The sequence below is a fragment of the Bacillota bacterium genome, from assembly GCA_013314855.1.
Taxonomy (GTDB): Bacteria; Bacillota; Clostridia; order Acetivibrionales; family DUMC01; genus Ch48.
Genome location: JABUEW010000160.1, coordinates 1 through 7,723 on the forward strand (window position 1 = coordinate 1; position 7,723 = coordinate 7,723).

At 36.9% G+C, this 7,723-nt stretch carries 6 protein-coding genes; 4 read left to right on the plus strand and 2 right to left on the minus strand.

Annotation, left to right across the window (positions count from 1 at the left end; translation table 11 throughout):
• Window positions 1-198: 198 nt before the first annotated feature.
• Complete coding sequence (locus tag HPY74_18595) at window positions 199-438, plus strand: toxin HicA (protein NSW92626.1); 240 nt, start codon at window positions 199-201, stop codon at window positions 436-438.
• A gap of 13 nt (window positions 439-451) precedes the next feature.
• Window positions 452-850: a type II toxin-antitoxin system HicB family antitoxin gene (locus tag HPY74_18600; GenBank protein ID NSW92627.1), complete on the plus strand. Its 399-nt coding sequence runs from the start codon at window positions 452-454 to the stop codon at window positions 848-850.
• 396 nt (window positions 851-1,246) lie between these two features.
• On the opposite strand, the gene HPY74_18605 is transcribed toward HPY74_18600, so the two are convergent.
• Window positions 1,247-1,540, minus strand: a complete 294-nt coding sequence (locus HPY74_18605) for a hypothetical protein (protein ID NSW92628.1) — start codon at window positions 1,538-1,540, stop codon at window positions 1,247-1,249.
• Between the two features lie 478 nt (window positions 1,541-2,018).
• On the opposite strand from HPY74_18605, the gene HPY74_18610 reads away from it, so the two are divergent.
• On the plus strand, window positions 2,019-5,102 hold the full coding sequence (locus tag HPY74_18610) for a PAS domain S-box protein (protein NSW92629.1): 3,084 nt from the start codon (window positions 2,019-2,021) through the stop codon (window positions 5,100-5,102).
• 219 nt (window positions 5,103-5,321) lie between these two features.
• On the opposite strand, the gene HPY74_18615 is transcribed toward HPY74_18610, so the two are convergent.
• Complete coding sequence (locus HPY74_18615; protein NSW92630.1) at window positions 5,322-6,194, minus strand: helix-turn-helix transcriptional regulator; 873 nt, start codon at window positions 6,192-6,194, stop codon at window positions 5,322-5,324.
• A gap of 192 nt (window positions 6,195-6,386) precedes the next feature.
• On the opposite strand from HPY74_18615, the gene HPY74_18620 reads away from it, so the two are divergent.
• A complete protein-coding gene (locus HPY74_18620) occupies window positions 6,387-7,508 on the plus strand; it encodes a hypothetical protein (GenBank protein ID NSW92631.1) in 1,122 nt (373 codons plus the stop codon).
• Window positions 7,509-7,723 lie beyond the last annotated feature (215 nt).

Below are 7,723 nucleotides of genomic sequence, written 5' to 3' on the forward strand. Positions count from 1 at the left end.
GGTTATAGTGTTATCCGATGACTTAAACGTATGGTTAAATTTATGTAATATTATTATATAATTGGATAAAATTACTAACGCAGCCACTATTAATGGATAAGAATAAAATTTTCATGCTTCAGCTCTGGCACCCTTAGCATACTGTTGACATTGCATTTGATGTCATATAAAATAAAGATATAAAGATGGGTGATATATTTGTCAAAGAAGCAAAAGCTGTTAGAAAAAATAAAGAATAATCCTCAAAAGATTAGATTTGAAGAAGTGGATAAACTTTTATTATCTATTGGTTTTAATAAAAGGCAACCACGTGGTGGATCTAGCCATTTTACATATACACTAAATGATATAATAATAACAATACCATATAATAAACCATATGTGAAAATTAAGTATATTAAGGATGTTATTGAACTATTGGAGAAGCTTGATTATTAAGGAGTTGACTATAATGTTTAGTTTAGAAGAATACAAAAAAATGGAATATCCAACTAAGATAGAGAAACTGCCTCCTGAAGATGGAGGAGGATATTTTATAACATATCCTGATTTACCGGGTTGTTCAAGTGATGGAGAAACTATTGAAGAAGCTATTCAAATGGGTGAGGACGCAAGAATATGTTGGATTGAAACCGCATATGAACAAGGGAAAGAAATACCTTTGCCCTTTTCGCATATTGATAATTATAAAGGTAGAATAACTATAAGAGTTCCGAAAACCATGCATAAGGAGCTTATTGAAGAAGCAAATGAAGAAGGAATAAGTTTAAATCAATATCTTATATATCTACTAAGTAAGAGTATGAAATCAGGACATGAAATTAATTTATCTAATAAAAGAGAACTATAGGGGTTGCCATCCATGGCGACCTCTGGCTCCGTGGGGCATGGGCCATCAGTTAACAATAAGGGTATATTCCGCAGTTGCTCAAAAAAAGAGCTTCACCCTGGAATTTATGGATGAGCATGTTGACCTATAGGTATGAAGCACATGGAGAAAAAATCATAGAAGAAAAGAAAAATGAAGCTATACAATAGATAATGAAGTTAGATAATGAAGTATCGTAACTTGTATGAGCTTCAAAACCTGCCAAAACTTAAAAAGTGGGTTATTGTATTTGTGGCAGACAAATGCGTTATTAATGCCGCCTAAAAATAATACTGTCATCCTTGGCCGATTTTTATCCGGTAACGAATTTAGGTGGAACTGTAACTGAGGGGAGTTTGACTGACGTGGATACATTAGTTATCTTACTCGCCTTAGGATTATTTCATCATGCTTGGATACTTCTTTCTCAATATTCTCAAGCTTATTATATATATGAGAATAACCTTCTAATGAAGCTTTGATATCAGGTTTGATTTCGTTCTCAATAGTTACTTGAATTTTAGCAATATCATTATGCACCTTTTTAAACTCCTCATCAATCTTTTTAAACTTCTCATCAACCTTTTTAAACTCCTCATCAACCTTTTTGAACCCCTCTTGCATCTCGCTATACATTTTAGTCATAAACTCAAATAATTTTTCATTTTCCAAGTTTATCATCCTTTCTTATTTACTATCCCATTTTTTTAGTATTCCTAATGGTTCAAAGTATATTACATATGTCTTTTATATGCTTTCTTAGTATATTCAAGCTTCCTTACATTAAGGATACTATTGCTTGAGATAATTGTCAATTAGATAATACACTTTTACACTTTTCATATTTATCCGTTATATCTCTTGCTATTTTACGAGGTTTGAGTAATATATAACATGACTTTTGCATGAAGTTGAAAAATGATGAACTTTGAAAACCGAAAGTAATAATATATAAAGTAATAATATATCAAAAATATATCAAAATATATTGAAAATTGGTACTATTATAATTTGACCAATTATGATATTATTTATAATGATAGTTGATGATAGTTGGCTCCAGAGGAAAACTTGTATATTTCAGCAAGGAGTTCTAGATAAAGGAATAATCTACAATGCGTCGATATCGTGTTGAGAGGGGAAAACTAAAGTGGAAGAGAAAACAGTATTTGAAGTATTCAGACAGGCACCCTTTGGTTATGCTTATAGCAAGGTTATCTTGAATGACATGAGACAGCCTGAAGATTACATTTTTTTAGACATCAACCATGCCTTTGAAGAAATGACAGGACTGAAAAGAGAAGCTATCTTAGGTAAAAAAGTGACGGAAGTATTGTCAAATATTGGGCTCAGCAGTTTTGATTGGATGGCTGGTAAAGCAGTATTAAATGACGAAAAACAGGAAATTATTAAGTATTTAGAACCCCTTGAAAGGTGGTATAAAATAACAGTTTATTCTCCGGAAATAGGACATATTGTAACAATTTTTCAGGATATTTCAAAAGAGGTGGCGTACATTAAAACACTAAAGAAACAACGGAAAGAAATAAAAAGACTATCCCGCGATATCGAGACAATTTTTAACAGCACCCAGGATGCCATGTTCCTGGTCAAGGTGGAAGGAGGGGAATTCCGTTATCTTAGGAACAATGCTGCCTACAGGGAGTTGACAGGTTTTAGCATGGAAGAGCTGAAAGATAAAACACCTATTGAGCTGGCAGGAGAGGAAATTGGTGAAGTTGTAAAAGCTAATTATCAAAGGTGTATTGAAGAGCAAAGAGCCATTAACTATGAAGAAACTCTGGCACTGCCTGGAGGAGTAAAGGCCTGGCTTACCACTTTGACTCCCGTATGGGAGGAAGGCGAAATAAAATACATAGTTGGCTCGAGTAAAGACATAACCTTGCAGAAAAAGGCGGAAGAGAAACTTCAAAAGAAACTAAAATATGAAAAGCTTGTAAGTAATATTTCCCGCCTGGCTTTGCAGGAAGAAAACCCTGAAGTTTTTCTGACAAAACTACTGCGGATTTTAGGCGAAGGAACAGGAGTGAGCAGGGTTTATCTCTTTGAGAGAAATCAAAAAAGAGGGACTATGAGCAACACTTTTGAGTGGGCAGCACCCGGTATAACGCCCCAGAAAGAAATTCTTCAAGAATTACCTGAGGCTGGATTTGCCTGGTGGGTGGACAGGCTTAAAAACAGGAAAGTGATAAACTACAGTGATATTGAAGACATTCCGGACAAGAATGCAAAAGAATTATTGAAATTACAAGAGATTAAATCCCTGCTGGTACTGCCTGTATATGTTGATGAAAATTACTATGGTTTTATTGGTTTTGATGAGTGCTTGCAGTACAGGGAATGGGAAGAAGACGAAGTGGCGCTTTTGATAATTGTTACGGAAATTATTTCCCTGTATTTGCTGCAGAAAAAACGAGAAGACATGCTGTGGTTTGAAAATCAGCGTTTCAAAGCCCTGGTAGATTCAACCGAAGATATTATTTATGAATTGGACAAGGAACAGAGATATACTGGGGTGTACGGGAAATGGATGGGAAAAGGAGGAGTTAGACCCATATTTTTCTTGGGGAAAACCGCGCGAGATATTTTTGGGCCGGAAAAGGCTACCGTGCATGAGATAGCCAATAAGAAAGCCTTGGAGGGAGAGCATGTCGTTTATGAATGGGATATTGAGGTGGATGATGAGGTTAAATATTATCAAACATCCCTTTCCCCAATCATAAACCGGAAAGGTTTGATTTCGGGGCTTGTGGGAATAGGCAGGGAAATTACCGCGCTAATTAATATAAAGCAAGAATTGCAAAGAGAGAGAGAATTGCTTCGAACCACTCTCCTTTCCATCGGTGATGCCGTGGTTACCACTGATCAAGAAGGCAGAATTACTTCAATGAATAAGGTTGCGGAAGAAATTACAGGATGGAGTTTGGAAGAAGCGAAAGACAAGCCTTTTAGCCAGGTTTTCAATCTGATTAATGAATATACGGGACAGGCGGCCGAAGACCTTATCGACAAAGTTCTACGGATAGGAAAAATTGTAGGCTTGGCCAACCATACTGTCTTAATCAACCGGGAGGGGCGGCAAATACCCATAGCTGATAGTGCTGCTCCCATCAAAGATGGGACAGGACAAATTTACGGCGTAGTCATGGTTTTCCGTGATGTTACTAAAGAAAAAGAACAGCAAAAACAAATTCTATACCTGAGTTATCATGATTCCCTGACAGGCATTTATAACCGTCGGTTCATGGAGGAGAAAATCAGGCAGGCGGATGCATCACAGGAGGTGCCACTTACTGTAATCATGGGAGATGTCAATGGTTTGAAACTGGCTAATGATGTTTTCGGCCACGAAGTGGGGGACAAGCTTTTGCAGAAAGCAGTCGAAGCAATCATGGAGAACTGCCGGAAGGAAGACATTGTTGGCCGATGGGGGGGAGATGAATTTCTCATCCTGCTGCCGCGTACCAACGCTGAAACAGCAGAAAACATAATTGCAGGAATTAAAAAAAGCTGTGAACGGGATGTTGATACAGTCATCAAATTAAGTATTTCCTTGGGTTATGCTGTCAAGGAGAAGGCGGAAGAAAGCCTTAGGCAGACCATCAAAGAAGCAGAAGAATGGTTGTACCGCAGAAAACTATTGGAAGGCAAAAGTTATAGAAATACTATTATTAACACCCTTTTGGATGTTCTTTTTGCTAAGAGCATAGAAACGGAAGAGCATGCCGATAGGCTGCAAAAGTATTGTCTGTTAATAGGCAGAAAACTTAAGCTTTCCGCCAAGGAGCTGGATGATCTGTCTCTCCTGGCTGTACTCCACGACATCGGCAAAGTGGGTATTAGTGAAAATATACTGTTAAAACCTGGCTTCCTTACGCCAGACGAATGGAAAGAAATGAAAAAGCATCCCGAAATTGGCTACCGCATTGCCCGGAACACGCCTGAACTGGCAGGTATAGCCGAATATATATTTCACCACCATGAGCGCTGGGACGGTAAAGGTTATCCCGTGGGGCTTAAAGGAGAAGAAATACCGTTACTTTGTCGAATCTTGGCCGTGTCTGACGCCTATGATGCCATGACTACTGACAGATGTTACAGTAAAGCTAAGATCAAAGAAGATGCCATGGCTGAGATAAAAAGGAATGCGGGGAGCCAATTTGATCCGGAAATAGTGGATAAATTTTTTGAAATAATTAGCTCTGAAGGTTAAATACAGAACACTTCTATCAAATATTTGTTAGTCCTATATTTGTTAATCCTAATTTTCTTTGGTATGTGATTTACCATAATACTTCCGATACCTCCAACTCGTTAAATGTTAAATATAGAGTTTTAAATTTATTATATAATTTACTTAAAATGACATCAATTAGCATCCCCTCTAAATATTTAAGATAATTAAAATAAAAAAAGCAAAATAATTCTAATATCATCCGTTCCAATAACTGCGGTATTTGAGGGGAGTCAAGCCTTCAAGCTTTTTGAATGTCCGGATAAAATTGCTTGTGCTTTCAAACCCAACATTTCTTGCTATTTCACCTATGGGGCTATCCGTTATTTCCAACAAGGATTTTGCCTTGTTAATCCGGTATTTAACAAGATATTCATAGGGACTGTATCCCGTTATTCTTTTAAAATTCCTGCAAAAATGGTATTTACTGCTACAAGCCGTTGATGCCATATCTTCAAGTGAAATATTGCTGCTATAATTATTTTCAATAAAGTACATGACAGCATCCAATTGAATATTATTCACTTTTTGACTGGAATTGCTTTGACTGTTAGGTTTTGTAAGTATTATATCTGTAAGCATGTTTAATATTATATTTGATGCTTTAACTTCAAACTGCATGTCTCCGGCAGAAAGCAAATGCATAATTTTATTAATATTATCCAGGATTGATGTATTGTTTCCCATATCTATAACAGGACCGTAGTTCTTATAAATAATGTTATAGTATTCTTCGCTGCTTGCTCCGTTAAAATGTACCCACTTAATTTCCCATAGATCCTTTTTATCAGTATAGTATTCCTGGTAGTCATAGCAGTTCATTAAGAGGACCTGGCCTCTTGTGAGCTCATACTTTTTATCCCTGTAATTTGCATAACCTTTACCGTTTAGTGTATATATCAATAAAAAGCTTCTATATCCTTTTCTACGGGTGAAATAGTTCTCATCACAACAAAAATGTCCTAAGCTTTGAATATAAAAGAATGCCGATTTGGCAAGAAGACTTGGGGTATAGTTATATGAAAACCGGTTTTCCATGCCGACGTTAGACTCTACCCATACTTTTTTCACTTTGTTAAACCACCTTTCCGCCCATACGGGATCCGCCCATACGGGGAGCATTTTTTTATGACTGTTAAAGCAATAAAATTATATTTTATAGCAATTAAATGTATTGATATTTATATATATAGATTTTACAATATATTTAATAGTTAAAGCAATAATTTTATAGAATTGATTTAAAGAAGGAGGATTGTTTTAATGGAAATTAAACCGATAAGGGAAAAGTGGAAAGGCACAATGACAGACAGGGAAAGATTCAATAATCAAATGCACTATAAGCCGGTGGACCGTTGTTTCAACATGGAATTTGGCTACTGGAATGAAAACTTTGAAGAGTGGCCTATTTTTGTTGAAAATAACATAAAGAATAATGCGCAAGCGGACATATTCTTTAATTTTGACAAGATAACCGTTGTATCAGGGAACATATGGATGAATCCTGCTTTTCCCCAAAAAGTTGTTGAAGAAAGAGAAAAGACAAATGTTGTTATGAACTCTGACGGTCTTTTGGCCGAAGTTCCGAAAGACGGACACGATACCATTCCCCATTTTATGAAGTCTTCTATAGAAACTCCTGACGATTGGAAGCGGGTTAAAGAAGAGAAGTTCAGGAGGGACGACCCTGCGCGTAAAGTTGATATTGAAAAAATAAAAAGGGCCCATCCGGACAACAGGGATTACCCCCTTGGGGTACATTGCGGTTCAATGATTGGAAAAATCCGCGATATGTTGACATTTGAGGGTTTGGCATATGCATGCTATGATTATCCCGACATGGTGGAAGATATGGTTGAAACGTGCTGTGTGCTTGTTGAAGATTTCTTGGATCAAGTTTTACCGCATATTGATTTTGATTTTGCTTCAGGCTGGGAAGACATATGTTTTAAAAACGGCCCTATTGTCTCCGTGGATTTCTTTAAAAATGTTGTAATGCCTAGATATAAACGAATAAGCAAAAAGTTGCGTGCAGCCGGGATTGACTTATGGTATACCGATTGCGACGGCGATGTTAGGCCTATTCTTCCATATTTGCTTGAGGGCGGGATAAATTGCCTTTTTCCTTTTGAGGTTAACGGATGTTCTCATCCTTCTGAAGTGCTTAATGAATACGGCAAAGAATTAAGAATTATGGGTGGGGTTGATAAAATAAAGTTAAAGGAAGGGAAGGAAGCTATAAAGGACTATTTGGAGACCCTTGTGCCTCTTGTTGAAAGAGGCGGATATATCCCATTTTGCGACCACCGCTGTCCGCCCGATGTAAGCCCTGAAAACTATCTGTACTACCTTGACTTAAAGGAAAAGATGTTTGGGATGAAGTGAACGGGGAAAATGGTATTATAAAGTTAAAATAAGAGTATGGCAAGGGGTAAGGGGATATTATGTTGTCATGTTGTATCTGGCAAACATAACTCAATTGCAAAAGTAAATTCCACCCCTACGATATCCGACAGTGGAAATTACTCTTACAAATTTAAGGGTGGAATTTAACAGTGCAAACTTTAACAGTGCAAACTTTATCAGTGGAAATGTCAGAA

Excerpts from the sequence above, each read along its gene's own strand:
- HPY74_18600 (NSW92627.1), top strand. The coding sequence starts at position 452 with ATGTTTAGTTTAGAAGAATACAAAAAAATGGAATATCCAACTAAGATA.
- HPY74_18620 (NSW92631.1), top strand. The coding sequence starts at position 6,387 with ATGGAAATTAAACCGATAAGGGAAAAGTGGAAAGGCACAATGACAGAC.